Consider the following 25,639-nt stretch of genomic DNA (forward strand, 5'->3'; position numbering starts at 1 on the left):
TATCCCGGGGTCCGACCAGTCGAAGATCCGGCCTCGATCGAGGGGAACTGATATCTGGTGGAAGGCGCATAATTGGTGGGATATGACTATCCAGGGAAGGGCTGGGGGCCTTGCCGTCCTCGGGATCTCCGCCATCCTCTTCGTCTCCCTCCTCGGGAGCGTGGCGGACGAGGTCTACGAGGAGTCGGGGATAACTTACGAGGAGGGCCACCCCACCGCCTACGGCGGGGTCCAGGGCTGGAACCCCCTGAGGTCGCTGGAGGTCGCGGGGAAGATCGCCTTCGGATATCTTGCGAGACTGCTGAAACTCTGACCGCCCGGCGAGGTGATGACGTCATGGGCAACATATGCGGCTGCTCGATAGACCCCGCCGAGGCCTCCTTCTTTAAGAAGCATCTCCGATGCCTCAGCTGCAGGATAGCCTTTGAGGCCTCCGGGGTCGTCCTCTTCTGCCCCTTCTGCCCCTTCTGCTGGTCGAGGAAGATCGAGCGGGTGAGGTGACCTTTCCCCCGTCGACGGCCCCCCCCCCACGGGGTCACGTATTTTAAATCGTCTCATGGCGATATGTATATATAGAACTAGATCGTCTCCACCCCCGATACGATGAGACGATCTGCCACCAACTGGCGGGTTAAGATCCTCGCCGCCCTCTCCGACCCCATCAGGCTCGAGATCATAGAGTTCCTCGGAGGAGAGGAGCGGTGCGTCTGCGAGATCGTCCCCGCCTTCGGCCGGGCGCAGTCCACCATCTCCAAGCACCTATCGATCCTGAATGAGGCGGGGATACTGGAGAGGAGGATCGACGGGAAGCGGACCCTCTACAGGGTCAAAAACCCCAGGCTCTTCGACCTCTTACGAGAGGTGGACTCCCTCGCCCTGGAGGAGATATCCGAGCTGAAGAAGGCGGAGTCGGTCCTGATGGACTGTGTAAAATAAGATATAAATTTAAGGGGTTGGCATAAATTAACGGAGCTTTCACCCGCCAAAGATCTCAGGGAGTGATCCTCTGAATCCGGAGCTCTTTTCCGCCCTGGAGGCGGGGTTTTCTGCCCTGATGGAGTACCTCTCGGCCCACGTTCTGACATGCCTCATACCGGCCTTCTTCATCGCAGGGGCTATAGCCGCCCTCCTCCAGAGGGAGGCGGTCCTGAAGTACTTCGGAAAGGACGCCCCCAAGTGGCTCTGCTACTCCGTCGCCTCCACCTCCGGGACTATCCTCGCCGTCTGCAGCTGTACTATACTTCCGATGTTTGCGGGGATCCACCGCCGGGGCGCCGGGATCGGTCCCGCCACGGCCTTCCTCTTCGCAGGCCCCGCCATCAACCTCCTGGCCGTCGTCCTGACGGCCCGGGTCCTGGGGCTGGAGCTGGGGGCTGCCCGGATCGCCGCCGCCGTCTCGGTCTCCGTCCTCATCGGCCTCATCATGGCCGCCATCTTCGATAGAGGATCCGAGGACCAAGAGGCTGCCCCCTGTCCGGCTCCTTCACCATCAGCCGAGGCAGGCCTGGAGAGGCCGGGGTACATACCCCCGATCTTCGTCGGCCTCCTCGTCGCCGTCCTCCTCGCCGCCACCTCCGGCCTCGCCCTCGGGGCGAAGGCGGCGATCGTCTCGATCCTGGTCCTGGCCTCGGGGTGGCTCCTCAGCGCCCGCTTCACCGATCTGGAGAAGGCCTCCTTCTTCGGGGAGACCTGGTGGCTTACGAGGAGGATCTTCCCCCTGTTGCTCGTCGGGACCTTCATCACCGGGGTCATAGGCTACTATCTGCCCGTGGACCTGATAAGGACGGTCTTCGGCGAGAGCGACTTTGCGGCCTGCTTTGTAGCCTCGCTGATGGGGGCCCTCCTCTACATGCCGACCCTGCTCGAGGTTCCGATCGTGGGGACGATGTTCGGCTACTCCTCGGGGGCGATGGCCCCCGGCCCCGCCCTCTCCCTCCTCCTCGCCGGCCCCTCCATGAGCCTGCCGAGTATGATCGTCATCTGGAGGATCATCGGATCGAAGAGGGCGTCCGTCTACATCTCCCTCGTCATCCTCCTCTCGACGGTGATGGGGATGATTTATGGGATGGTGGCGGCGTGATTATGTTTCATAACTGTTGGGAAAAAAACCCGACCGCCGCTTAAGTTGGCATCGATAAATGTACCGCCCCTCTCCCTGAATCAATGGGCGGGGGACAGGATAAATTCGTCTGGAGTGGGAAAAATGAAGAAAAAAAGCTTTGGATTTGGAGGGCTTCTGGCAGCCGCCCTCATCGTCATGCTGGCAGGGGTGGCGGCGGCGGGGACGATCTCCCCGGCCCTGGTATTGGACACCTATATGGATGCCGAAGAGGAGGACGAGGCCTTCGCCGACGGAGATACTTTGTGGGCCACCTCCCAGGACGGCGATCCGGTGAGGATAGCCTTCCTCGTATTCAAGGAGATGGTGATGCTCGCAGACCAGATCGAATCCGGGGAGCTCAGGGTCCGCGTCAACGAGGTCGAGGCCCCGGGAGAGGTGACCCTCTACTTCTACGATATGGCGGTCCTCGATTCGGAGACCTGGGCCGACCTACCGTCGTATGACGAGGAGCCCCTCGCCACCATCAAGATCGAGAAGGAGGGGTGGGCATCCTGGGACGCCACGTCTCTTGTGAAGAAGGCAGCCGAAGAGTGCAGCGAGGGCTGCCCCTTCACCGCGGTGCTGGTGGCGGAAGGCGACGCCTCCATAGGTTTTGCCTCCATGGAAGGGTCTGAAGACGATAAGGCGGTTTTGGAGTACATCGCCTGAAGCCCCTAGGCCAGGATCCCAATGGTAAAATGATAGAGCGAGATGGCGGGGCATCTCCCTCCCTCCCGCCATCCGAAATTTTATTATCGAGGATTGATGTCTCCAGTCCGCACTCTCCGGCGGGGGAAGGGCGCCCTTCTCGCCCTGGCCTTATACCTCATCATAGCATCAGCGGCCGCCGCCAGCGGAAGCTCCGAGGCGATCCTGATCACCTCCCCCGGGTGCAGCAAGTGCGCCGCCGCGGGCAGGGTCCTCGATGAGGTCATCGGCGGTTATCCCGGCTACACCATCCGGGAGGAGATCTTCTACAGCGAAGAGGGGCGGCGGATCATCAGGGAGACGAAGGCGAAGGATATGCCCTCGATCGTCATCGGCTCCCACGTCATCGGCTATCGGGACTACGAAGGAGATGAGCGGAAGCTCGAGGAGATGGTCAGGTCGGCTCTGGACGGCGAGGCAGCTCCCGCCCCCGCCGAGGAGGATCACGACCTCATCTCCCTCGAGGGCGTCTCGATCTCGTCGGCAGCGGCGGTCCTGGCGGCGGGGCTGATCGCCGGGTTCAACCCCTGCCTCCTGGCGGTCCTGGTATTCCTAGCCAGCATGACCCTCTCGCGATCCGGAAGGAGGCGAGATCTGGCGGTGATGGTCGGGTTCTTCTGCCTCGGCATCTTCGTCATGTACTACCTCTTCGGTCTGGGGCTCTTCCGGCTCTTCTCGATTCCGAGCTTTGAGGCGAGCTTCCGGCTGATTCTCACCCTCCTCCTCCTCGTCCTGGGAGCCACCCAGATCGAGGACGCAAGGAGGCTTCACCGGGGTGGGATCTCCCTCTTCAAGGCCGAGTGGGCCCTGGGATACTTCAAAAAGTCCCTGGAGAGGTACAGCATCCTCTCCTACTTCCTAATAGGGGCCCTCTTCTCCCTCGTAAAGGCTCCCTGCGTCGGGGCTGTCTACATAGCCATCATAGGCATAATCCAGTCCCAGGGGTACGCCTCGGCGGGGACGGTATACCTCCTCCTGTACAACTTAGGCGTCGTACTTCCGGTGATGATCCTCGGGATGGTGATAGCCCTGGGGATGTCCCCCGACCAGGTCGACAGGTTCAGGCACGAGCACCGGGTAGCCATCCGGCTCGTCACCGGCCTCACCCTGGCGGGGCTTGCGCCCCTGATTTGGTGGCAGATATTGTGATTTTCCTTTGAGATTAGATGGATACTATAAAGACAGAGGTGTTATTTTTGAACAAGATGCTTCATGATATGAAGGAAGACGGCAAAGAGATCAGAAGAGAGGCCTTTTCTTCGGACCCGCTGATGGGAGGGCCGTTCCTGGGAGTCCCCCGCCGAAGGACGGCTACGCCGAAGACGACCTTAGGTCGGTCCCCCGGCTTAAGGCGTATCTTCGGTCTCAAGGGGTCTTCAGCTGTGGTCATCGTTCTATTGGCCCTGGGAGTCCCCCTTGCCCCCGCCAACGCCGGCTGTGACTTCTGCATAGACTACTCCAAGCCCTACGACTCTCAGGTGGCCGCTCTGACGGGATCATCCAATAGCCCTCCATCCAATAACCCTGCGAATAACCCCTCCTCCGAAAAACCAGATAGCGAAGGGATAAGAGCCTTTCTGATACCCATGTCCGAGGTCTCGGAGGACGACCTGATCCTGGACATCAGCCCCGAGGCTGACGAGTACCTCGAGGGGGCCTTAAGCGTCAACTACGAGGAGTTCGTCACGAGAGACGGACGGATCAGGACCACTTCGGAGATCGCCGAGATCCTGGGGAACGCTGGCATTTCGAGGGACGATGCGGTGGTCATATACGGCGAGTGCCTCCCCTGCGGCGGCGGACCTGTCCCGGCCACCTTCACCTACTGGCTCTTGAAGTATCTCGGCCACGAGAATGTCCGGATCCTGGACGGCAACATCGACGACTGGAAGGCGGCGGGCCTTGCCACCAGCGGAGCTCCGGCGACGAGGCCTGCTGTGGATTACGTACCCCAGGAGAACCCCGATCTCCTCGCCACGTATGACTACGTCAAGAGCGGAAAAGCCCAGATCGTGGATGGGAGGGCCGCCGAGGCGGCAGACCCGGCGTCGATACCAGGCTCTGTCAACATCCCTGCAGAAACGATCCTCGAGGGCGAGAAGATAAAAGGGGCGGAGGATCTGGAGGCGATCTTCAAAGATCTGAGGAAGGACCGGCCGGTGGTCGTCTATACCAACACCGGGGTGAATGGGGCCGTCTTCTGGTTCGTCCTGGAGATGATGGGCTACGACGCCGTCCTCTACTCCTGGAGGGACTGGCTGGAGAACCAGCCTCCCCTAGAGCTCCGCCTGGTGGAGGTGTTGGCAGATCCAAACCCCGTCAAGGCCGGCGGATCCGTTGGGATAACGGCCGCCTTCAGCGAGGTTCGGGCCCGAGTTGTTAGGATCGGCTCTTCGGCCTCCCCTTCCTCCGAAGACCTTCAGCCCGTCCTGAAGTTCACCGCCATCTTCACCAGCCGCGACGGGACGGAGGCGGGAAGGACAAGCCTCCAGCAGACAGCTGAGGGCAGATACACCGGGGTCTGGGTGGCGGATGTGGATCCCGGGATCTATAGCCTGGACATCATAGGTTCTCGGTCCGGCTCTGCCGGATACGTCCGGAGCGTCTTGGATCTTGAGGTCACCGACGGATAAATAGGATCATGTACGATATCCCATGAAGGCTTGGGAGCCGAGGCGAGGATGGTGGAAGCTATGATGAAGATCGAAGTATTGGGAACGGGCTGTGCCAAGTGCAAGTCCCTGGCAAAGAACGTCGAGAAGGCGGTGGCGGAGGCGGGGGTCGAGGCGGAGGTCGTGAAGGTGGAGAGCCTTCAGGAGATCATGAACCGCGGAGTGATGATGACCCCCGCCCTCTTCATCGACGGCGAGGCCGTCGCCGTGGGGAGGGCCCCGTCGGTGGCGGAGATAAAGGGGATGCTGAAGAGGTGAGAGCTCGTGCTTGAAAAAGAGGATGAAAGAAAGGAGGAGGGTTGCCTCTGCGCCACCGGCGACCTCCTCTTTTTGGCATGCGCCGGCGGCTCCAACGTCGGCCAGATATCCAACCAGGCGGCGGTGGAGCTGGCGAAGGAAGGGAGGGGGAAATTCTTCTGCCTCGCCGGGATCGGCGCCCACATTGACGCCATGATCTTGTCGGCCAAGGAGAGAAAGCTGGTGGCGATCGACGGCTGCCCCGTCCAGTGCGCGAAGAAGATCCTGGACCACGCGGGCCTTCCCGCCGCCCTCGCGGTGGTGGTCACCGACCTCGGGATAGAGAAGAGTCCGAGGCTGGAGGTGGAGGCCGCCGACTGCGAGAGGGTGGCGGAGAGGATCAAAGAGGGGTTGAGGGGCTAGTCCTCAGCCTCCACCCATTCGGGTCCTGCAAGCCCGCTGGCAACAGCTCTGCCGAATATTGGCCATTAACAGCTTTCAATCCGTTCTGGCGGAGAGCCTGGCTTGAAGGCGCTGACTTTTATACTGACGATCGCCCTTTCGCCCTCCATTAGCTTTTCGTCGGGCAGACCTTCCAGGGCCGCCCGGCCCGCCGGGTCGCTTGTCATGCAATCCAGGGAGAAGGGCGCCTCATCTATCACCCTCACCTCCTCAAACCCCGCCGACCTAATCGAGGCGAGATAATCGTCCTTCCTGGCTGCACCAGCGACGCATCCAACGTAGGCCTCGACCGAGTCCCTGACGAGATCCGGCAGCTCCGCCAGGAGGACGATATCGGAGACGGCGAGCCTTCCGCCGGGCCGCAGTACCCGATACGCCTCTTTGAAGGCGGCCTCCTTGTCGAGGACGAGGTTTATGACGCAGTTGGATATGACGAGGTCTACGGACCCGTCCTCCGCCGGGATGCTCTCGATCTCCCCCAGCCTGAACTCGACGTTCTTGAATCCACCGGCTTCGGCGTTGGCCCTGGCCCTCTCCACCATCTCTTCGGTCATGTCGATGCCGATGACCTTTCCCCTCGGACCTACCTTGCTTGCGGCGAGGAAGGAGTCGAAGCCGGCGCCGGACCCCAGGTCCAGGACCGTCTCTCCCTCCCGGATCGACACGAGGGCGATGGGGTTTCCGCATCCCAGCCCCAGGTTCGATCCCCGGGGGACAGAGGCGAGGTCCTCCTCCGAGTAACCGATCCTCCGGCCGATATCTTCAGGCTCTGAACTTCCGCAGCAGCTTGAGGAGGGGCAGCACGAACCCGCCTCTCTCGCCACGCGGCCGTACCTCTCCTTCACGGTTATTTTGACATCCTGATCGTTCAATCCATCACCTTCAAGGTAATACTTCCGCAAATACTCCGCCTCGCCTCATCCGAAGGTCTCGACGATCCACCCTCTGATCTCGTCCCTCGCCTGCCGGAAGGCGCAAAGCTGCTCCTCTTCCGTCCCGGAAACGGCGGCCGGATCCTCGAAGCTTTTGTGGATGACCTCCCGCGCCTTCGGCGCCCTCGATGGAAGGTCGAGGTCGGTGGTGCAGACAGGGCAGGCCTCCCTCGCCCTGTCGCATACGGTGACGGCGACGTCGAATACGATATCCTCCAGATCTGAGGCGGCTTTGGACCGCTGGCCTGAGATGTCGATCTCGATCTCCTCCATGACGGAGACGGCCCGGGGGTGGACGGCCGTCGCCTCGACGCCAGCGCTGTTGGCCTCATACCTCTCGCCGTAGAGGTCCCGCAGGAGCCCCTCCGCCATCTGAGACCTCGCCGAGTTGTGAGTGCAGAGGAAGAGGACCTTCTTCTTCCCCGTCTTTTGCTCCCCTTTCTTGTCATCTTCTGGACAAACATCATCTGAAACCATATCCACCACCCCGTCAGTCGAAGCTCGGCTGGATCGGGCTCACCTGGATCACCTCAGCGGGGCAGGCCTCTTCCGCCTCCCTGAGGCACCCCTCAAATTGATCAGGGGCCGATCCTTCGTCCAGCTTTCCCGCGATCCTCCGCTCCTCCGATACCGAGCTTCGGCCGTCATCGGGGTCTTCGATGAAGAACTCGGGGCAGCTTCCCCAGCACTGGCCGCAGCTGATACAACCGTCCCGTTCTATTTTCAAGATGATCATGTGAATCACATTCTTGTAGCAGTGCAGTTCAAAACGAGAAGAACCTGCCAGTCGCCTCCATGACGTCCTCGACGAGGATATTGTAGAACTCCTCCAGAACCTTCACCTCCTTCCTCGCAACGACGCCCCGGGCGGCAACATCCTCTAGGCAGGCGAATATCTCGCAGGACGGCGGAAAGACCGCTTTATCTTCCAGCAGATGGTAGACTCCATCCCCTGCGAGGTAGAGCCGCGCCCTCTCCGATCTTGCCAATAGCTTCATGCAGAGCTTGGACCTATCGCTTTCTGGCGTCTTTGTCAGGAGAAATACGTCTGCGGATCTCAAAACCATATACTCTTCCACCTTCAAAGCAGGATCAGGCAGTCCGACTCTTTCACCGCCTTCAGGAACGCCTCCTCGTCGGCGAGCTCCACGGTCTCGATCAGCCCCTCGCAGAAGAGACCCCTCTTCGCCAACGAAGGCTCGTGGGCGACGACCCTCATCTCGCCGTAGGCGTAGAGGATCTCGGCGAGGTTGGGAACGCCGAGCCCCTTTGAATCCTGACCTCTCAGGGCGAGGTAGACCCCGTCCCCATAGAGCCCCACCGTGACCTCCATCTTCCCGAGGCTTGCGGCCGCGGCGTTCAGGAGGCCTAAGGCCTTTTCGCTCCCGTAAGGGGCGGAGTCGAGGAGGTAGAAGACCGACCTCATCGGCACAGGGTGATCACACCATCGCTTTCTGAGATCATATCGGGGAGGTCGTAGAGGCTTGAGATCTTTATCCCTTCATGGTATTCCCGACGGGTCCCGTCCTCCTCTGCCAGATAGCCCCTGGCGGCGGCACACCGGGAGCATGCCCTTATCGTCGCCCCCCTCTCGGCGAGGTCGGCGAAGAGCCCTCCCTCGTCTGCGAAGAAGGCGGGACGCTGCCCCCGGCGGGGGATGTGGACGGCGTCCAGGTAGAGGAATATGTTCACATGATACCGTTTCAGGGCGGCATCGGCAATATTCTTGGCGATCTCTGCGTACTCGGAGATGTAGGGGCCGTCGGCGAGGATTATCGTCAGGGTCTTCATGCCACCCTCCGGCTCAGATGTACTCGACCAGGACCAGGAGGTGCTCTCGGTTCTGTCTATACTCCGGATCTTCGAGGGGTTTGCAGAGGTCGAGGGATACCTCTCCAGCCATCAGCCTGATGGAGAAGGAGTAGCAGCTCTGCTCGCCGCACTCGCCGCAGTCCGTCTGAGGGAGGTATCGGTAGATCTCCATCGGCTCGACCCTCACCTTCTCCCGGGGGGCCGGAGCCACGCCTTTGGCTATCGCCTCGTTTATCTTCTCCCTCAGCTCGGCGAGGACCCCTCTCGCCTCCGCCTCGCCCTTTATCATCGTCATGGTGACGCTTCCCGTCCCGTAGATGGTGATCAGGACGTCCCCCCGCTGGATTATCAGGGCCCCTATCCTCTCGGAGTACCTACCCCTCGGAAATAGCGGCTCCAGGGGCTTCAGGGCGCCGCCCAGGGGTGGGGCCATCTGGGCGATGATCCGAAACTTCGTCGAGTCGGCGATGCAGGGGAGGAGCTGCCTCACCTCCGTGATCTCGACGGGCTTCGCCCCCGAGAGGTCGGTGACCGCATCCTTGGGCTTCTCGACCTTTGTCTCCATGAAGTTCTTGCCGAACTCGGAGAGGCGGACCTTGCCGGCACCGATCTCGATCAGCCCCGCCTGTTCCAGTATCTTGAGGTGGTAGTCTAGCATGGACTTGCCGACGGCCTCTCCAATCTCCTCCGACGTCCTCTCGCCCCCGGCGAGGAAGGCCATCATCTTCCTCCGGGGGACGTTGGCCATGGCGTTGCTCACCATCTTGATCTCTTCTGGCTTTCCCGGCATATCAACACCTGCCATATATTTTGCGGATGGCATTATAATCTATTCGGCCGCTACCAGAGCTTGTAGCCGAAGTATCGGGCCGCATAGACGAGGCCTGTTATTATTATCATGATCCCGAAGGCCTTGACGATCGCCGATCCGACGGCCAGGTACTCCTCGCCGAGCTTCCCGCCGAAGGACCTGCTGAAGGTGGCTATCGGGATTATCGGGACCCCATGGCCCACCCCGAAGACGAAGAGCATCAGCCCTCCCGTCAGCGCAGAGATATCCTGGGAGATCAGCCATATCAGGGCAGGAAATACCAGGGATATGGCGCAAGGCGCCCAGCCGAGGGCGAAGAAGACCCCGAGGGTGAAGGCCCCGATGAAGACGGAGTGCTTGAAGAGGCCTATGGAGAGGTTCACCGCCCTCTCCATCAGCCCCTTCCTCTCCCTGAACTCCTCCTCCTCCCCCCTCCGAGCCGGAAGACGGGCCTTGATCGGCTCCAGGATCTCCCCGATCGGCTTGAAGACGTTGATCCCCAGAGCCACCAGAAGGATCCCGGCCGCCAGGTCGAAGAACCGCGAGTCGCGGACGAAGACCCCCAGGTTCGATATGAAGAGGCCGAGGACGAAGAAGACGATCGCCATGCCTAGGGTGAAGGCGATCCCTATCCAGAGCCCCTCCCTCGCCGAGGAGCCGTAATCCTCCTCGTCGGAGAGGACCTTCCTCCTCCTGGAGGTCATGATGTAGGAGAACATGGCTATCAGGAGGGCGAGGGAGCAGGGGGAGAAGGAGGTGATGATCCCCAGGCCGAACATCCCGATGAGGGTGACCTTATGGAGGGAGACCGCCCCCTCCATCCCCACCCATTCGCCCCGCTCCAGGGCCTCGACCTTCGCCTGGAGGGTCGGGGCGTCCTGGACCCCGTCGATCATCCCCTTCCCGAGCTGGTAGACGTGATAGATCCCCACCACCATCCCCTCCCTATCGATCAGGAGGATGGTGGGGTTGGAGAAGCCCCCTTCGAAGTTGGTGAAGTCGACGTACCTCGCGGCGATCCTGTAGGGCTCGAAATCCTCGGCCCAGATCCAGCTGACCTCTGTCCCCCACCAGCTCTCGGAGAGGGTGCTGCCGTCCTTCGAATAGGGGTTCTTCCGGACGTTCAGGGTTACGAGGTTGACGTCGGGCTTATTCTCCACCAGCCTTTGAAGCTCTCCGATCTGGGATGCCAGGGCCTTCTCGCACTCGATGCAGAGGGGGCTCTCTATGTTCGTTATGTGGAGGACGACCACCTCCCCCTCGAAGTCGCTGAGGGAGAAGTTCTGGCCGTCCTGGGTCGTGCCGGAAAAGTCCGGAGCCCGGATCGGCTCCTGATCCGATCCCAGGGTGGAATTTAAGGAGAAGAGGGCGACGAGGACGGCCGTAAGGGTTATCGCACCTACGATTAAAAAATGTTTGTGATCAGACCTCATCTCCGATCACGCGTCCCAGTCGCCGACGTTCTCCTCATGATAGTCTATGGCGTCCTCGACGCGCTCTTCAATCCAACCCTTCCCCGTTACCTTTTCTGTGCTGTGCCAGGCCACCTCGGCTCTCCCGTCCTCTCCAGGCACCAGGGTTATGATGACAGTCAGGGGGACGTTGGAGGTACCGCCATCTGGATCATAGGCTTCGAAGGCCTCTGCGATCCTTTCGTCGCTACCATCGGCGGGTATCTCATAGAACTCGATCTCGTTTCCGTATTCGTCCAATATCTCGTTAATGGCCTCAGTCTGAGGAACGCAATAGTCGCATTCCAGATGGGCGTAGATCAGGACCGGCTTATCCTGGAGGGCATCCAAGACCCAGTCGGGGTGGTTGACATCGGAGCCAGAGGCTGGGGATTGATCAGGATACGTTATCCACCAGTCGTCAGGCTCGGAGCCGACAGGGTATTCTGCTGCCGAGACGACGGCGACCAGGCCTGCTACAAGGATTACCCAAGCTGCCAGGGCCGCAACCTTAAATTTGACCTGATGTGAAATGTCTACCAACTCCCACTATCGTTATCTTTACCCCACTCTTTTTCTCACACCATTTACCCAAGGGTTCAGCCTGGCATATCCGGTGTGGTTTACAAGATCTTATATCCACAAAGATGGATTTATACCACCCCTTCTTTTCACGCCTATGGCTGAATTGCCCAGGAGGTAGATTTGGCTTGTATATATAGCTGTTGGATCAAGGTCACAATTGACCACAAAAACCCAATTGAAACCACCCTTTTAGGCCGATAATGCTCCATCTCAATTTAAAATAACATCTTAACAGATCCTCCCTCCTCGGCTATTAGTTGACAGTCCGAGATAGTCGATATACTTATATATCGAATTAGCTTGATACGAATATTGGAGTGCCTGGAGAAGGTATGAGATGCGATATCTGTGGCAGGGAATCGGAGACGCTCTTCAAAGCGAGGCATCGGGATAGGGGCGGGGTGAAGATCTGCGAAGGATGTCTGAGAAGGGAGGGGGATCGGCTCGTCTCCTCCTCCGGGTGCTCATGCTGTTGAGCCGATCGATATGAGCTATATCGTCGAACCCCAGGGACCCCTCCGTTGAAAGGCTTGCGAGGCTGACGGGAGACCGCTGTAAGGCCAAGAACTCGGCCTGGTGGCTACAGATCCTCACCGCCACCTTAGACGATCTGGAGGTTGCGGCCGTGGCTGAGGTCTTCAAGGCGATGGCCGACCCTTTCAGGCTTGCGATCCTCAAGCTCCTCAGAGACAACGAGCTTTGCGTTTGCGAGATCAATCTGTCCATTCTGAAGAGGCAAGCACTGGTGAAGGATAGAAAGGAGGGGAAATGGTCCCGATACTGCCTTTCAGAGGGGGCGGTTATCGAGATGATGATGAAGCTGGCAGATCTTATGATGGGTGACGGATGGCTGCCAAAGAGGCGATCGGGGTGCAGACATACATGAGGAAGAGAGGCCGGGGCAGGCTTCCGGCTTTGAGCAGGTTCCTCACTGTATGGATCTTCGCGGCGATGGTCCTGGGGATCGGTATGGGCTATCTCTTCCCAGGAGTCTCAGAATCGATAACGGGATTTCAGGTGGGGAGCACATCGATCCCCATCGCCGTCGGCCTTATATTGATGATGTACCCGCCCCTGGCCAAGGTGAAGTATGAGGATCTGGGGGAGGTCTTTCGGGACACCAAAGTTCTGGGCCTATCCCTATTTCTTAACTGGGTCGTAGGGCCGGTGCTGATGTTCGGGTTGGCCATCCTATTCCTGCGAGACCACCCCCATCTCATGGTGGGGCTTATCCTGATAGGGATCGCTCGTTGTATCGCCATGGTGGTCGTCTGGAACGAGCTTGCCTGCGGCTGCACCGAGTACTGTGCGGGGCTCGTCGGCTTCAACTCGATCTTCCAGGTTTTCTTCTACTCGGTCTACGCTTACTTATTCATCACGGTGCTGCCCCCGATCCTCGGCATAGCCGAGGGTCTCGTGGTGGCGATAACCATGGCCGAGATCGCAAAGAGCGTCTTTGTCTATCTTGGGATACCCTTCCTGGCGGGGATCATCACCCGTTTCGTTCTGATCAGGAGGCGAGGGATGTCCTGGTACGAGGAGTGGTTCATCCCCAAGATCTCTCCTCTGACCCTGATCGCCCTCCTCTTCACCATCGTCGTCATGTTCTCCCTCAAAGGGGAGTACATCGTCGAGCTCCCCATCGACGTGTTAAGGGTTGCGATACCATTAATTATATATTTTCTTCTGATGTTCATCCTCGCCTTCTACATTTCCTACAAGATGGGCGTTGGATACGAGAACACCGCCGCCCTCTCCTTCACCGCCGCCAGCAATAACTTCGAGCTGGCCATCGCCGTGGCCGTCGCCGTCTTCGGGATCAACTCAGGCGAGGCCTTCGCGGCGGTGATAGGCCCCTTGGTGGAGGTTCCGGTGCTGATAGGTCTGGTGAACGTGGCGCTTTATTTCAAAGATAGATATTTTCAAGGAGTGTACACCGAATGCTAAGAAAACTAGTGATCTATGGATCAGTTCTACTGATCGCAACCGCCCTCATCGGCGGTGCAGAGGCGGGATGCGGCTGCAGCGCTGGAAGAAGCAGCTCCTGGAGCGGATCCGACTGGATAGATTCGACCCCTGGCGGATCGTCACCTGAGCCACTCCCGTCGAATGGGTCGGCTTCTGAAGCCGTTGACGAAGTAATTCCTGCCGAAAAATCTGGAGGAGATGAAAACGCAGAGATCGGCTTCTCATTCGTATCTGCCGAGGAGCTGGGCGAAAAGCTCGGGATCGAGCCAAAGCCCGTCATCGCCTATGTCAGCAACAGCCCGCCCTCGGGCGGCTCGTACATAGGGGGATCGATATCGCTCCCATCAAAGGGGTTCATCCAGGCCGACGGCTCCCTCAAGTCCGTGGATGAGCTGGCCGGGGTTCTTGGATGGGCTGGGATCACTGCGGAGGACGAGGTGGTCCTCTACGGGGACTGCTTCTCCTGCGGCGATTTAACCTTCGTCTACTGGATCATGAAGTACCTGGGCCACCAGAAGGTCGAGATCCTCCGGGGTCCTACGGCCGAGCTGCCCACGGCCGGGTCCGTAGCGACGAGACATACGGTTAAATACTACCCCGACCCTCATATCGAGCTTCTCGCAGACTACGAATCCGTCGCCTCCGGTCAGTTTGTGGTCGTCGACGCGAGGACCCCCGACCAGTTCGGAGAAGGTCACATCGACGGAGCGTTGAACATCGAATTCAACAGGGTGATCGATGACAGCTGGATCAAGGATGACTCAGCTCTTGCCGAGATCTTCGCCGACATCGATCCCGATCGGCCCGTCGCCGTCTACTCCAAGAACGGTGGCACGGCATCCATCATCTGGTACGCCCTGACCCTCCAGGGGCGAGACGTTAAGCTCTACACCTGGAACGACTGGGTGATACATAAATAACCCAGTCGATTAAAAATCAAACTGCGCGCGGCCACCCCGCCCTAAAGGGCGGGGTATGCTTCGGGCCGCGCGCCCCGGTTTGACGGAATCCGTAATCGTCGAGTCTTCGTTTGCCCAAATCACCTCCTCAGAAATTATTGTGACTCTGCTTTCGGCTTCCGTAGGAGCCGTGTTAATCAATTTAAGAAAATATGAAAACTGGGCGAGGGTTCACTTAATCCCCGACCTAAAGGTCGGGGTATTCGTGACCCTCCGCGCTCCCGAAGTAGTAAAAGAATTATTTTTTTGTGATCAGACTCTATATCCGATCACGCGTCCCAGTCGCCGACGTTCTCCTCATGATATTGTATTGCGTCCTCGACGTAGGATAGGAGCCAGTCCTCCCCCGTCTCGCCCTCGCCACTGTGCCAGCCGACGACGACGTTACCTTCCTCGTCCTCTACAAGGGTGATTATGACCGTCAGGGGGATGTACCACGTCCCTGCGTTGGGATCATAGATCTCAAAGAGGGCGTTGGCTCTTTCGTTGTTCGGATCTGCAATCAGGTTCTCGAAGGCTATGGCGTCTTCACCGACCTCCTCCAGGACGGCGTTCGCGGCTTCCTCCTGCTTTATGCAGGCTTCGCAGTTGGTGCTGTGGTCCAGGATGAGGATCGGCCCATCTTCCAGGAGCTCGAGGACCCATGAGGGGTGGTCGACCTCAGAGCCAGCACCCGGATGGTGGTCGGGGTAGACGGTCCACCAGTCGTCGGGGTCGGGGCCCACCAGGTACTCTGCTGCCGAGACGGTGCCGATGAGGCCGGTGGCGAGGACGAGCCCTGCCACCAGGGCCGCAAGGTTATAACTGAGCGGATGCGAAATATCTACCAACTCCAATTATCGTTTATTGCCCCACTTCGCTTCTCACACCTTTTATCTCCAGCCGCAATCTTGGGCAGATGTATCGACGATCATGGATCTCTCTTTCGCCTCGATTGGCGCTCATGGCTGGATTGATCCCCCGGTGGACTATGTTGATATATAAAGCTGTTGGAAATTCTGCGATATTATCTTCAATAATCAAATTGAAGCCCCCCATTTCCCCGTTTTAACCTCCCATCTGGCTTATAAATGGCATCATACCCATCACCGCCACCGGCGAAAGGAAGGAGCTCCAGGAGGATCGATATACTTATATATCGAATTAGCTTGATATGAAAGCTGAAAGCCCCGGAGAGGACATGAGGTGCGATATCTGCGGCAGGGAAACGGAGACGCTCTTCAAAGCGAGGCATCGGGATAGGGGCGGGGTGAAGATCTGCGAAGGATGTTTGAGACGGGAGGGGGAACGGCTCGTCTCCTCCTCCGGGTGCTCATGCTGTTGAGCCGATGGATATGAGCGACATCGTTGAACCCCAGGATCCCTCCGTTGAGCGGCTGGCGAGGCTGATGGGGGATCGCTGTAAGGCTAAGAACGCTAGCAAGAGGCTTCAGACCCTCACCGAGAAGATAGACGAGGCCAGGATAGCGGCGGAGGTCGAGGTCTTCAGAGCGATGGCAGACCCCTTCAGGCTTGCGATCCTCCAGCTCCTCAGGGAGGGGGAGCTCTGCGTCTGCGAGATCATGACCGCCCTCAACAGGCCCCAGTCTTCCACCTCTCACCACCTCTCCATCCTTAAGAGGGCGGGGCTGGTGAAGGAGAGGAAGGAGGGGAAGTGGTCCCGATACCGCCTCTCGGAGGGGGCGGTGATCGAGATGATCAACCTGGCGGGGCTGGTGGCGGAGGGGCGATGAGGCATGAGCCGAACCCGGTTCCAAGGCCGCCCGGTCTCTTGGAGGGTATAAAAGATGCGAACGGATCATTTGAAGTGCGGATCTCTTCTATTGGTGTTGATGGCTCTTCTCGGCGGCGCTGAGGCGGGATGCTCCAGCTGCCGCGGGGGAGGTGACGCCACCTGGGGCGGCGAGGAGTGGATGGCTGAGACCCTCGGCGGGTCGTCTTACGGGTCCGTTTCTCCGATGATGGAGGACTCCGGGGCCGGCGATGAAGGGGCGGCAGAGGGATCGGAGGGCGAGCCGTCGCCGTCGTTCATAACCGCCGAGGAGCTCCGGGAGAGGCTCGGGGCTGAACGGAGGCCCATCATCGCCTACGTCAGCAACAGCCCGCCCTCAAGCGGCTCCTACATCGAGGGATCGATATCCCTCCCATCAAAGGGCTTCATCCAGGCCGACGGCTCCCTCAAGCCCGTCGAGGAGCTGGCCGCGGTCCTCGGGAGGGCGGGGGTCACCGAGGAGGACGATCTCGTCCTCTACGGAGACTGCTTCTCCTGCGGAGATTTCACCTTCGTCTACTGGATCATGAAGTACCTGGGCCACCAGAAGGTCGAGATCCTCCGGGGCCCGGCGGCGGGGCTTCCCACGGCCGGATCGGTGGCAACGAGGCCCGCCGCTAACTACTCCCCCTCTCCCCATCCCGAGCTCCTCGCAGAATACGAATCCGTCGCCTCCGGCGGGCTCGTAGTCGTCGACGCCAGGACCCCTGACCAGTTCGGAGGAGGCCACATCGATGGAGCTGTGAACATCGACTTCAACAGGGTGATCGACGGCAGCTGGATCAAGGACGATGCCGCCCTCGCCGAGGTCTTCGCCCCCCTAGATCCAGATCGTCCCATAGCCGTCTACTCCAAAAATGGTGGCACGGCATCCATCGTCTGGTTCGCCCTGGCCCTCCAGGGGCGAGACGCCAGCCTCTACTCCTGGAACGACTGGCTGAGGCACCGGAGCTGAAAAGGACGGGCGAAAGAACGGTCCATGGGTGTTGGGGAGGGAGTATCAGCCCTCCAGCGTCGAGAGGAAAACCAGCCCCTCCGAGGAGGTCGGCATCGTCGGGGGCCCACCTCGTCCCCCCTTATCCTAAGCCCCTCCCTCTCCCCGTGCCGCCGTCGTCATCCGGATAGGTTCATCAGCCTCCTGGTGAGCCCCTCAAAGGTCCTCTCCAGGGAGCTCCTGTAAGGTCTGTCCACCTCCTTTCGGCTCATCTTATCCGAGACAAAAGGCCTATCTTCGACCCAGGGGACGTACTCCCACTTCCAGAGGTCCGGGTTTGTATCGTGCTCGGCCATGGCGTGGTTGGAGGTGTTGACGAAGATTATGGGGTGTCTGTACTCGTCGGCGTAGTATCTAACCCGGTGTGGGGGAAGATCCGGTTCGGGGTCGCCGTGGATCGTGTCCTCTTCCAGGTTGTGGTGGCCGCTGTAGATCTTGGTGAATCGGAGACCGCTCGCTTTCTCATCAGGGGAGTCCGCCATGATGACGAAGCTCTCGATGTCCTTCAGGCGGCCGTATTTGGCGAGCCTTACCCGTTCGTAGATCTTATTGAGGACCCTATGCTTCCTCAGCTCCTCGTTATTGAAGACCAGGGTCACCTCCATCTCCATCCCCTCCTCCGTCGGGGGCCTCTTAAAGCAGTGGATCTCCCGGATGAAGTTCTTCATACCGTCCACCGCCGGCTGATATATGACAGGAGAGCATTCATCATTCTGCCCTACATTGAGGTTGAATTTGTTGGTGTACACCAGCTCGCCTGCTTCTAAAATATCCTTTATATATTTATAGACCTCTCCTATCGGGGCCTTCTGGTGGCCGCCCGATGATCCAGGCCCCTCCTCCGCCCACTGCCAAATCCAGGCGTCCTCCCCGATCTGGAAGGACCATCTCATCTTCGGGCCGATCATTATCCATCGATCTTTGACGTGATCTCGGACCTTGGCGGTGTAGTAGTCAGTCTCGATCTTGCCTATCCCCTTATCGATATCGATCCCCAGCATGTACCTAAGAGTTGCATCGAAGGGTCCCCCGTCGGAGTCGATCTTGTCGGGCCGACCGTATCTGGTCTGGACCTCTCCCCTCCTTCTCAGTATCAGCTTCTTCTTCCCGTCCTTGGTCCTGACCAGCTCCACCGTGGTGAGGTCCCTCCAGTCCCACGTCCTCTGCTCCTCCGTCCATCGGAACTCTCCCAAATCTGCAGAGTATTCTCGCTCGATTTTAGAGAACCACAGCCCTTCAGCATCCATAAAAATCACCCCGATAATACCAACCCTTTTAACAAGTTAAATGTTTCGATTGTTCAGCTCTTCCCGGCCGGCAAGGCTCATTAAACCGTCGAAATCAAAAGCAGATGGGACAGTTAAATCCGGAATTTTTGGGCACCGGATCGGATGGATCTACCGCCTGCGGCATCTCTGGAGACGGGAGGCGGAATCGGGTGGGGGTCGGGGGATTCCGGGCCCCGGACCCGCCCCCTGATCCGCCGGCTCTGAGATGATGGTCCTGAGATCTCTCAGATGTTCTTTGAGAGCTTCATCAGCTTATCGATGAAGGCGTTTGTGGCATATCCTACGATGAAGCAGACCGCCATCCTCATATTGTCGCCCACTGCCGCCTCGAAGCTCTCTACCTTCTGGGCTGTGAGATTGGCGGCTCCAGTGGCCGTCAAAGTCGTATTGTATAGAAGGGGTTGCTCCAGCCCGAAGAGGGTCAGGTTTCCGGTTATATTCGAGGCGGTTAAAGATACGCCATCACCCGCCACGACCACCTCTCCCAGGTCTGTCAGGATGTAGGCGATGAAGCCGAATATCGCCGCCAAGAAGGGGAGAGCGGTATACCAGACCCGCTTATAATTCTGGACGACGCCGGTCGCCTTGATATCGTCCACGGTTCCGACCATGATCTGGGCCGATGCTCCCAGCCCTGAGATGGCGGGAGCCCAGAGGGGGACCGTCTCCAGGATATATTTATTCATATTACTATATAATAGTATGTAGCCGAAGAAAACTGCTGCGATCATCCCATAAGATAGGGAAAACAGGCCGTACTTAGCCATAAAGAATGATATGTAGGTCCATTTCGGAAAGCTCAGGAGGCCATATTTCTCTTGATTGAGGGCCGCGGTCAGCTCGGAGTTGGACCGATCTGAGATCTTCATCGACTCTAGGGCATTCTTATCCCGGTAAAGGCTCTCCCGAGAGCTATTATAAAATTCTTTAGCACTTTTGACGTCTAAGCCCCTCGACTCTGCTATCTCTAAAAGCATTCCTAGCTTCGTCAGACGCTCTTCCGCGGCTTCCCTCATATTCACTTCATCCTTCAATTCAGAGATCGAAGGGCCACCATCGCCCCTGGACTCCTCCTTCTTGAAACCTTTTTCGGGCTGGTCGCTGGGATCCTCTTCCATGCCATACTTTCAAGTTTTTTCCTTATATACAGGTTTCGGCCTTATTAATATATATTATCCTAAGCATTTTCTCCGCCCCCTCCATCGGCAGACTTATTTATCTCCGGATCCATCCGGACCAGGGCCTGACCAGAATGCAAGCCCTCTGATGGGCCTTCTTTGAGGCCCCATATCGGCGGGCTTTTGGCGGTCGGGGATAAAAGGCGAGGGGGCACCGACCGGGTTCGGGAAACCGAAGGTGCCTTGGGGTCCCGCTGGGGGGGATCCCGGGAGAGAAGGGCTCATCATGGCAGAGGTCTCCGATCAGCTGATATTCTGGATCGTCGTCTCCGTCCGGTTTCTTCTCCCCCTCGCCATCCCCAGGTATCCCCTTATCGGGATCCTCGGCTGCATGATCGTCGATGCCGTCGACCAGTTGGTCTTCCAGCTCTTCACAAACCTCCCCCTCGAGGGCTACCAGGGCTACGACAAGTCCCTGGACATATACTACCTGACGATCGCTTACATCTCGACCCTTCGGAACTGGCCGAACCTCTTCGCCTTCAAGCTCGGCCGGATCCTCTTCTACCACCGGCTGGCGGGGGTGGCGCTCTTCGGGCTGACGCTCTACCGCCCCTTGCTCTTGATATTCGCCAACGTCTTCGAGTACTTCTTCATCTTCTACGAGGCGACCCGTCTCCGGCGCGATCCGAACCGTCTGACTGAATGGGAGCTCATAGGAGCTGCGGCCTTCATCCTGATCGTCATAAAGCTCCCCCAGGAGTTCTGGATCCACATCCTCGATATGAACACCCTCGACTGGATCAGGTCCAACCCCCTGGCGCTCCTGGTCCTCGTCGGCTGGGGGGCGGGGATCGTCATGGGGTTATGGTGGCTTTTGCGGGGGGTGCCCCGGGCAGTCGAGAGGCCTTCGATCCTCGATGACCCCAAAACCGCCCCGACCGCTGGAGATGCCCCCGGAAAGAATCTGCCTCAAGACCGGCTGATCAACGGGGCTCTCATCGAGAAGATCATCCTGATCTCCCTTTTGAGCATCACCTTCGCCCAGATCCTTCCCGACGTGAGGGCGACTAACCTCGCCATAGCTGCGGGAGTGACCGCCATCATAGTCATAAATACGGCGGTGAGCCAGGGGCTGGCCCGCCGCGGGACGGAGTGGAGCTCGATCATGGCGGAGTTTCTCGTGATATCCGCGATGAACCTGGGGCTAGTGGCGGGGGCGGCCTTCCTCCTCCCGAGCATCAACGGGTCGATCAACCTCGATAACGCCCTCTTCATGGTCCTCCTCTTGACCCTGAACATCACCCTCTACGACCGCTACCGACGGCTCCACCTGGAGCGCTTCGCCGTCGGCATCCGATAGGCATGTATCCTTTGGGCGGCAGAGACTGGGTCTACCGCAGAGCGGGAGATGATCTGATCACGGCTTTCGGAGGGTTGGGGCTACCGGGAGGGGGATGGTGACGAGGGGCGGCGGAGGACGGAAGCCCAGCACCTCTGTTGGTCGGGGCCCCGAGTTCACAGTGATGACCTACAACGTGGGAAACGGCCTCGCCAGGCCTGATCGCCTGGCATCGGCCCTCCGATCCTCCGGAGCCGGGGTTATAGGCCTTCAGGAGCTGGATCAATCGCAATCTCGGGCCCTCGAGGGGTCCCTTTCCGAAGAGTACCCTTACCAAATCCTCTTGCCGGCGGGGTTCGAGGGGATGGGCCTCCTCAGCCGCTATCCTGCGACCTCGGCGGAGGTGATCTCCCTTCCTCCCACCGCCGATCTGATCTGTACCCTCGACCTGGAGGGAAGGAAGGTCACCATCATCGTAGCCCACCCCCCGCCCCCCATCAGCTTTTCGGGGATGGGGTTCGGGGGGAGGACGGAAGCCCGGATCCGGAGAGTGATCGAGGCTGCCACCTCTGCCCCCCCCTCGGTGATCCTGGGGGACTTAAATGCGGCGAGCTGGCAGAAGACCTGCTGCCAGCTCAGGGGAGCGGGGCTCCTCGATGCTTTCGCCGCTGCCGGGAGGGGGCGGGGCTCCACCCTCCCCGTCCGCCTGGGGCGGTGGAGGCGGCTTGAGGCGGTGAACCGGATCCTTATGGGCTTGCCCCTCCTCCCTCTCGTCAGGGTGGATTACATCTGGCACACCTCCGATATTCAGGCCCTGGGGGCGTGGCTGGGAGAGGACGCCGGATCCGATCACCTCCCGGTCCTGGCCCGCCTCGCTCTCAGGGTTTGAGGCAGATCTGGGTGGGGTATCTCGGGCTCGGAAGACGCCCCCGTCTCCGTCGATATCTTCGGGACCTGTCAAAGTCCCCCCTCCGTCAAAGCCTTCCTCTCTCTTCGATTCATCCCCCCAGTAGATAGAGCGGCGAGACGAAAGGCTCAGATTTCGGATCCCGGCTTTCAATCCGACGGTCCGCCTCCGTTCAGGGACCTGATCGGTACGACGTAAGGGCGATCTAGGTCCTTCATGACGACCGCCTCGACTCCGAAGATGGTCCTGATGTTCTCTTTGGTCAGGAGGGAGATGGGGTCCCCGACGGCGTAAATCCTCCCCTCCTTCAGCATCACGAGGGAGTCGGAGTACCGGGCTGCGAGGTTCAGGTCGTGGATGGCCATCACCGCGGATATGCCGGTCTTCTTGACAATGGACCTGACCGTATCCATGGCCTCGAGCTGGTGCTTGACGTCGAGGTTGGATGTCGGCTCGTCCAGAAGTAGGACCTCGGGCTCCTGGGCCAGGGCCCGGGCGATCAGGACACGCTGCTTCTGGCCTCCTGACAGCTCGGAGAAGTCCTTGAGGGCGAACTCCTCGACGTGGAGGAGCCTCATCACCTCGACTACCCGGTCGATATCCTCTTCGGCGACCCTCCACCCCATCCTTGGTCTTCTTCCCATGAGGATGGTGTCGAATACGGTGGTGGTGAGGGAGCTGGTCGTCGACTGGGGTACGTACCCTATGAACCTTGCCACCTCCTGGCGGCTCAAGCTCTGGAGGTTGCGGCCGCCGTCCAGGATGATCGTCCCTTTTGGCTTCAGGATCCGGTCGATGCACTTGATGAGGGTCGTCTTCCCCGATCCGTTGGGTCCGACTAGGCTCAGGACCTCGGAGTCTCCGACGACGAGGTTCAGATCATCCAGGATCCTCCTGCTGCCGTAGGAGAAGCTGAGGTTTTTGATGGTGATCTTCACCAATACTCCTTCCTCCTTCTCAAGAACAGGTAAATGAAGAACGGAACGCCGAGGAAGGATGTCATGATCCCCACCGGCAGGATCACCGGCGCGAGGACGGTCCTGGCGACGGTGTCGGCGGCCAGGAGTATGAGGGCGCCGACGAGGGCCGAGGCCGGTAGAAGGAACCGATGGTCCCCCCCGACGACCATCCTTGTGATGTGGGGCGCGACGAGTCCTATGAACCCGATCGTCCCGGTGAAACATATGACGCTCGCCGTGATGAGGGATGCCAGCATCATGCATAATACCCGTACGAACTCGACGTTCACCCCGAGGCTCTTGGCCGTCTCGTCCCCGGCCCCCATGGCGTTGATGTCCCAGGCGAAGTATACGAGGGCGACGGTGCAGACGACGGTCACCATGGCAATTATCGCCACCTTATCCCAGGATGACCGGCCGAGGCTTCCCATCATCCAGAATACCACCTCGTGGACCTGCTCGGACTTTCCGATGTACTGCAGGAAGGATGTCATGGCACTGAATAGGTACATGATGGCGATCCCGGCGAGGATCATCGTCTCCGGGGTGATCCCCTTGTACCTGGCAAGGCCGTAGACGGTCATCGATGCCAGCATCGTGAATATGAACGCGTTTCCGACAATAAGCCACTGACCGCTGGCAAACCCGGCCCCGAGGATGATGGCGAGGGACGCCCCGAAGCTGGCGGCGGATGCTATCCCGAGGGTGAAGGGGCTAGCCAGGGGGTTTTTTAAGATCCCCTGCATCGCAGCCCCGGCGACGGCTAGCCCCATCCCGGCGAAGATGGCCATCAGCACCCGGTGGAGCCGCAGCTGCCATACGATCGTCTCGATGAAGCTCGTCGTCTGGAACGTGTCGGGGAAGAACCGGGCCAGGATGGCGGTGTAGACCTCGACCGGGGTGATCTTGGCGGAGCCGAGGGTGGCGGCGACCCCGGCCAGGACCACGATCCCGGCCACCGAAGCGAGGATGAAGAGGACCTTCCTCCCGACGAACCGGGAGTACTCATCCCTCAGCTCCGAGGCGTCTGCCGGCGTACCTGGTGACATCCGTCCACTCTAAACCATCGATAGATTAATAATAATTTCGGTTATCGTATTATTATTTAATTTCCAGCCCCCCTATCCTCTCCTGGAGAGATCACGCCGGAGGGAGGCATCCCGTCATGGGGGTTTGGGAGACCAGAGGGTGAGCGACTCCGAGGATGAGGGCAGTTTCCGGAAGGTGGCGGAGCCGGGTCGGAGGCGGACCAGCACCGGCAACGACGGGGTGAGATCTCTGGCGGCTCCTTCCCTCCGGAGGCCGAGGAAGAGTCGGGTCAGAAGGCAATAGATCCTGCCTTCCTTTCCAGCGTTAATGGGAGGGAATCAAGAGCTTTGTGCCGCATCTCGCCCTCGGCGAGGACTCTCGGGACAGGCTGGGCTTTTGGCATATACTACGCCTGCTACGGCGTGCATATATCCGACCTTTTCGGTTCCCAGCCGCTCCATCGCTTTCCGGATGCTGCCTCAATAGACAGCACCTCTCAGGTCTCGCCTGAAGAGCTTTGCCGGTATGCTCGTCATCGTTCTTACAGCGCGAAATGCGGCAAAGATGCTATTTAATCGTTATAGATATTTATAACTTCTGGTTCGTCGGATCCGATGGCGCCATTCGGCCCACGTCCAAATCCGGCGATCCCTGGCGTCCGATCTTCGAACCCCTCGATCAGGGAAGCGGTAAGGGGTCTCACCCCTCCCGCGTTCATAGCCGAGGGGCAGGACCGAAACATATTTTGCGGGTGGTGGAGATATTATCCATTTCAAGGGGCGAAAGGATGAGCTCTTTGTCGGAGTCTCTTGAAGAGGATGGCGTCTGCCGCAAGAGTTGGGGTAGATGCGGTCATTGTTCAGGTCTGAGAGTGGAGGAGCTTGAAGGCGTGGGTCCATCATGTCCACCGAATGCAGGATAGGGGTTCAGAACGAGGACGGGAGTATTTTATCCATATATTGCCATAGTGACGGATTTCCGGCGGGAGTTGGGGCGATACTCTTTGATTTTTATGATTCGGAGGAGAAGGTTCGGAAGTTGCTGATTCTCGGCGACCTCTTCGAGCTGGGGGCGGTGATCGGCGATAGTATCCCCTTCGAAGAGCGGGGGCGGAGACCCTCCCCCCGGGGGTCGGAGTGGTTCGACCTTCCGTTTCAGTGCATCGCCTATCGTCGGGACAGGGGCGATAAGGGCGCTGAGGCGATGGTATCAGAGGGATGGGAAAGCCTCAAAAGAGAGATGATCAAGGCCTTTGGTCCTGACCATCTCTATCTATGGCGATCCGGAGAATGGTGGTGGTGTCATTACCCGTTCCTGGATGCCGATATGAAGGCCCTCTCCGAGGTCCTGGAGGAGATGATGGAGGCGGTGGCGAGGGGAGAGGGCTGCTCTGGTCCCTGACCCCTCCGCCATCACCATCCTTCTCGTCGGCACCAGGGTGGGGTGGCTCTGGCCTTATCCGGTTTCCGACCAGGGTAGCCGAGGAGGTCAGCGCCGATCTTCCTTCTCAGATCTAAATCCAGACCTTCGGC

33 protein-coding genes are annotated in these 25,639 nt (G+C 59.3%); 19 read left to right on the forward strand and 14 right to left on the reverse strand.

Annotation, left to right across the window (positions count from 1 at the left end; translation table 11 throughout):
* The first annotated feature begins 82 nt into the window (after window positions 1-82).
* The 9 genes from MHAR_RS07860 to MHAR_RS07895 all read left to right on the forward strand — a co-directional run bounded on the left by MHAR_RS07860 (window position 83) and on the right by MHAR_RS07895 (window position 6,141).
* A complete protein-coding gene (locus MHAR_RS07860; protein WP_014587081.1) occupies window positions 83-313 on the forward strand; it encodes a hypothetical protein in 231 nt (76 codons plus the stop codon).
* 23 nt (window positions 314-336) lie between these two features.
* A complete protein-coding gene (locus MHAR_RS13725) occupies window positions 337-501 on the forward strand; it encodes a hypothetical protein (RefSeq protein WP_014587082.1) in 165 nt (54 codons plus the stop codon).
* Between the two features lie 102 nt (window positions 502-603).
* A complete protein-coding gene (locus tag MHAR_RS07865) occupies window positions 604-936 on the forward strand; it encodes an ArsR/SmtB family transcription factor (protein WP_014587083.1) in 333 nt (110 codons plus the stop codon).
* Between the two features lie 118 nt (window positions 937-1,054).
* Window positions 1,055-2,080, forward strand: a complete 1,026-nt coding sequence (locus tag MHAR_RS07870; RefSeq protein WP_014587084.1) for a permease — start codon at window positions 1,055-1,057, stop codon at window positions 2,078-2,080.
* 123 nt (window positions 2,081-2,203) lie between these two features.
* Window positions 2,204-2,770, forward strand: a complete 567-nt coding sequence (locus MHAR_RS07875; protein WP_143763350.1) for a CBM96 family carbohydrate-binding protein — start codon at window positions 2,204-2,206, stop codon at window positions 2,768-2,770.
* A gap of 96 nt (window positions 2,771-2,866) precedes the next feature.
* On the forward strand, window positions 2,867-3,958 hold the full coding sequence (locus MHAR_RS07880) for a cytochrome c biogenesis CcdA family protein (protein ID WP_048144507.1): 1,092 nt from the start codon (window positions 2,867-2,869) through the stop codon (window positions 3,956-3,958).
* Between the two features lie 56 nt (window positions 3,959-4,014).
* Complete coding sequence (locus tag MHAR_RS07885; protein WP_228369645.1) at window positions 4,015-5,442, forward strand: sulfurtransferase; 1,428 nt, start codon at window positions 4,015-4,017, stop codon at window positions 5,440-5,442.
* A gap of 63 nt (window positions 5,443-5,505) precedes the next feature.
* On the forward strand, window positions 5,506-5,739 hold the full coding sequence (locus MHAR_RS07890; RefSeq protein WP_048144931.1) for a thioredoxin family protein: 234 nt from the start codon (window positions 5,506-5,508) through the stop codon (window positions 5,737-5,739).
* Window positions 5,740-5,745: 6 nt separating this feature from the next.
* Window positions 5,746-6,141 (forward strand): putative zinc-binding protein, encoded by a 396-nt coding sequence (locus MHAR_RS07895; RefSeq protein ID WP_014587089.1) that lies wholly within the window; start codon window positions 5,746-5,748, stop codon window positions 6,139-6,141.
* A gap of 65 nt (window positions 6,142-6,206) precedes the next feature.
* Here MHAR_RS07895 and arsM read toward each other — a convergent pair whose 3' ends face one another.
* Genes arsM through MHAR_RS07940 form a run of 9 tightly spaced genes read right to left on the reverse strand, consistent with a single transcriptional unit; the run spans window position 6,207 to window position 11,729 of the window.
* Window positions 6,207-7,052, reverse strand: a complete 846-nt coding sequence (gene arsM / locus MHAR_RS07900) for an arsenite methyltransferase (RefSeq protein WP_048144509.1) — start codon at window positions 7,050-7,052, stop codon at window positions 6,207-6,209.
* A gap of 45 nt (window positions 7,053-7,097) precedes the next feature.
* Complete coding sequence (locus MHAR_RS07905; protein ID WP_014587091.1) at window positions 7,098-7,589, reverse strand: arsenate reductase ArsC; 492 nt, start codon at window positions 7,587-7,589, stop codon at window positions 7,098-7,100.
* Between the two features lie 13 nt (window positions 7,590-7,602).
* Window positions 7,603-7,848, reverse strand: coding sequence for a ferredoxin (locus MHAR_RS07910; RefSeq protein ID WP_014587092.1), 246 nt, complete (start codon window positions 7,846-7,848; stop codon window positions 7,603-7,605).
* Window positions 7,849-7,876: 28 nt separating this feature from the next.
* Window positions 7,877-8,179: a DsrH/TusB family sulfur metabolism protein gene (locus MHAR_RS07915; RefSeq protein WP_014587093.1), complete on the reverse strand. Its 303-nt coding sequence runs from the start codon at window positions 8,177-8,179 to the stop codon at window positions 7,877-7,879.
* Window positions 8,180-8,193: 14 nt separating this feature from the next.
* A complete protein-coding gene (locus tag MHAR_RS07920) occupies window positions 8,194-8,538 on the reverse strand; it encodes a DsrE family protein (protein ID WP_014587094.1) in 345 nt (114 codons plus the stop codon).
* The gene (locus MHAR_RS07925) at window positions 8,535-8,903 is read right to left on the reverse strand and encodes a DsrE/DsrF/TusD sulfur relay family protein (protein ID WP_014587095.1); all 369 of its coding nucleotides are present in this window, start codon (window positions 8,901-8,903) and stop codon (window positions 8,535-8,537) included. Before MHAR_RS07925 ends, MHAR_RS07920 begins: the two co-directional genes overlap by 4 nt.
* Window positions 8,904-8,916: 13 nt before the next feature.
* Window positions 8,917-9,729, reverse strand: a complete 813-nt coding sequence (locus MHAR_RS07930; protein WP_228369524.1) for a (Fe-S)-binding protein — start codon at window positions 9,727-9,729, stop codon at window positions 8,917-8,919.
* Window positions 9,730-9,764: 35 nt separating this feature from the next.
* Window positions 9,765-11,168, reverse strand: a complete 1,404-nt coding sequence (locus tag MHAR_RS07935) for a cytochrome c biogenesis protein CcdA (RefSeq protein WP_014587097.1) — start codon at window positions 11,166-11,168, stop codon at window positions 9,765-9,767.
* Window positions 11,169-11,174: 6 nt separating this feature from the next.
* Window positions 11,175-11,729: a thioredoxin family protein gene (locus MHAR_RS07940; protein WP_014587098.1), complete on the reverse strand. Its 555-nt coding sequence runs from the start codon at window positions 11,727-11,729 to the stop codon at window positions 11,175-11,177.
* 667 nt (window positions 11,730-12,396) lie between these two features.
* Here MHAR_RS07940 and MHAR_RS13430 point away from each other — a divergent pair.
* The 3 genes from MHAR_RS13430 to MHAR_RS07955 are packed head-to-tail and all read left to right on the forward strand — an operon-like array spanning window position 12,397 to window position 14,659.
* Window positions 12,397-12,657, forward strand: coding sequence for an ArsR/SmtB family transcription factor (locus MHAR_RS13430; protein WP_014587099.1), 261 nt, complete (start codon window positions 12,397-12,399; stop codon window positions 12,655-12,657).
* On the forward strand, window positions 12,618-13,718 hold the full coding sequence (arsB, locus tag MHAR_RS07950) for an ACR3 family arsenite efflux transporter (protein WP_275450099.1): 1,101 nt from the start codon (window positions 12,618-12,620) through the stop codon (window positions 13,716-13,718). Before MHAR_RS13430 ends, arsB begins: the two co-directional genes overlap by 40 nt.
* Window positions 13,712-14,659: a sulfurtransferase gene (locus MHAR_RS07955; RefSeq protein WP_081472303.1), complete on the forward strand. Its 948-nt coding sequence runs from the start codon at window positions 13,712-13,714 to the stop codon at window positions 14,657-14,659. Before arsB ends, MHAR_RS07955 begins: the two co-directional genes overlap by 7 nt.
* A 308-nt stretch (window positions 14,660-14,967) precedes the next feature.
* Here the strand turns inward: MHAR_RS07955 and MHAR_RS07960 are convergent, their stop codons facing one another.
* Window positions 14,968-15,534, reverse strand: a complete 567-nt coding sequence (locus MHAR_RS07960; protein WP_228369525.1) for a thioredoxin family protein — start codon at window positions 15,532-15,534, stop codon at window positions 14,968-14,970.
* Between the two features lie 317 nt (window positions 15,535-15,851).
* Between MHAR_RS07960 and MHAR_RS13730 the strand changes: the two genes are divergently transcribed.
* From MHAR_RS13730 to MHAR_RS07970, 3 genes are read left to right on the forward strand one after another with little or no spacing between them, the layout of a single operon-like run.
* A complete protein-coding gene (locus MHAR_RS13730) occupies window positions 15,852-16,022 on the forward strand; it encodes a hypothetical protein (protein ID WP_187287794.1) in 171 nt (56 codons plus the stop codon).
* A 10-nt stretch (window positions 16,023-16,032) separates the two neighbouring features.
* A complete protein-coding gene (locus MHAR_RS07965) occupies window positions 16,033-16,431 on the forward strand; it encodes an ArsR/SmtB family transcription factor (protein ID WP_048144513.1) in 399 nt (132 codons plus the stop codon).
* A 54-nt stretch (window positions 16,432-16,485) separates the two neighbouring features.
* Entirely contained in the window at window positions 16,486-17,424 is a 939-nt protein-coding gene (locus tag MHAR_RS07970; protein WP_014587104.1) for a sulfurtransferase, read from the forward strand.
* Window positions 17,425-17,582: 158 nt separating this feature from the next.
* Here MHAR_RS07970 and MHAR_RS07975 read toward each other — a convergent pair whose 3' ends face one another.
* Together MHAR_RS07975 and MHAR_RS07980 are read right to left on the reverse strand one after the other, a co-directional pair.
* Window positions 17,583-18,719, reverse strand: a complete 1,137-nt coding sequence (locus MHAR_RS07975) for a hypothetical protein (protein WP_228369526.1) — start codon at window positions 18,717-18,719, stop codon at window positions 17,583-17,585.
* A gap of 257 nt (window positions 18,720-18,976) precedes the next feature.
* Window positions 18,977-19,870 carry a hypothetical protein gene (locus MHAR_RS07980; protein ID WP_014587106.1) on the reverse strand — a complete coding sequence of 298 codons (894 nt, stop codon included), beginning with the start codon at window positions 19,868-19,870 and terminating at the stop codon, window positions 18,977-18,979.
* Window positions 19,871-20,156: 286 nt separating this feature from the next.
* Between MHAR_RS07980 and MHAR_RS07985 the strand changes: the two genes are divergently transcribed.
* Both MHAR_RS07985 and MHAR_RS07990 read left to right on the forward strand, forming a co-directional pair.
* Window positions 20,157-21,233, forward strand: a complete 1,077-nt coding sequence (locus MHAR_RS07985; protein ID WP_014587107.1) for a hypothetical protein — start codon at window positions 20,157-20,159, stop codon at window positions 21,231-21,233.
* Between the two features lie 94 nt (window positions 21,234-21,327).
* Window positions 21,328-22,101 (forward strand): endonuclease/exonuclease/phosphatase family protein, encoded by a 774-nt coding sequence (locus tag MHAR_RS07990; protein WP_048144516.1) that lies wholly within the window; start codon window positions 21,328-21,330, stop codon window positions 22,099-22,101.
* Between the two features lie 167 nt (window positions 22,102-22,268).
* On the opposite strand, the gene MHAR_RS07995 is transcribed toward MHAR_RS07990, so the two are convergent.
* Window positions 22,269-23,060, reverse strand: a complete 792-nt coding sequence (locus MHAR_RS07995; RefSeq protein ID WP_014587109.1) for an ABC transporter ATP-binding protein — start codon at window positions 23,058-23,060, stop codon at window positions 22,269-22,271.
* Complete coding sequence (locus MHAR_RS08000; RefSeq protein ID WP_014587110.1) at window positions 23,054-24,127, reverse strand: FecCD family ABC transporter permease; 1,074 nt, start codon at window positions 24,125-24,127, stop codon at window positions 23,054-23,056. Before MHAR_RS08000 ends, MHAR_RS07995 begins: the two co-directional genes overlap by 7 nt.
* Before the next feature lie 124 nt (window positions 24,128-24,251).
* Between MHAR_RS08000 and MHAR_RS13735 the strand changes: the two genes are divergently transcribed.
* A complete protein-coding gene (locus MHAR_RS13735) occupies window positions 24,252-24,410 on the forward strand; it encodes a hypothetical protein (RefSeq protein WP_187287795.1) in 159 nt (52 codons plus the stop codon).
* Window positions 24,411-25,145: 735 nt separating this feature from the next.
* Window positions 25,146-25,508, forward strand: a complete 363-nt coding sequence (locus MHAR_RS08005) for a hypothetical protein (protein ID WP_048144517.1) — start codon at window positions 25,146-25,148, stop codon at window positions 25,506-25,508.
* Window positions 25,509-25,639 lie beyond the last annotated feature (131 nt).

Origin of the sequence: Methanothrix harundinacea 6Ac (assembly GCF_000235565.1) — an archaeon.
Lineage (GTDB): Archaea > Halobacteriota > Methanosarcinia > Methanotrichales > Methanotrichaceae > Methanocrinis > Methanocrinis harundinaceus.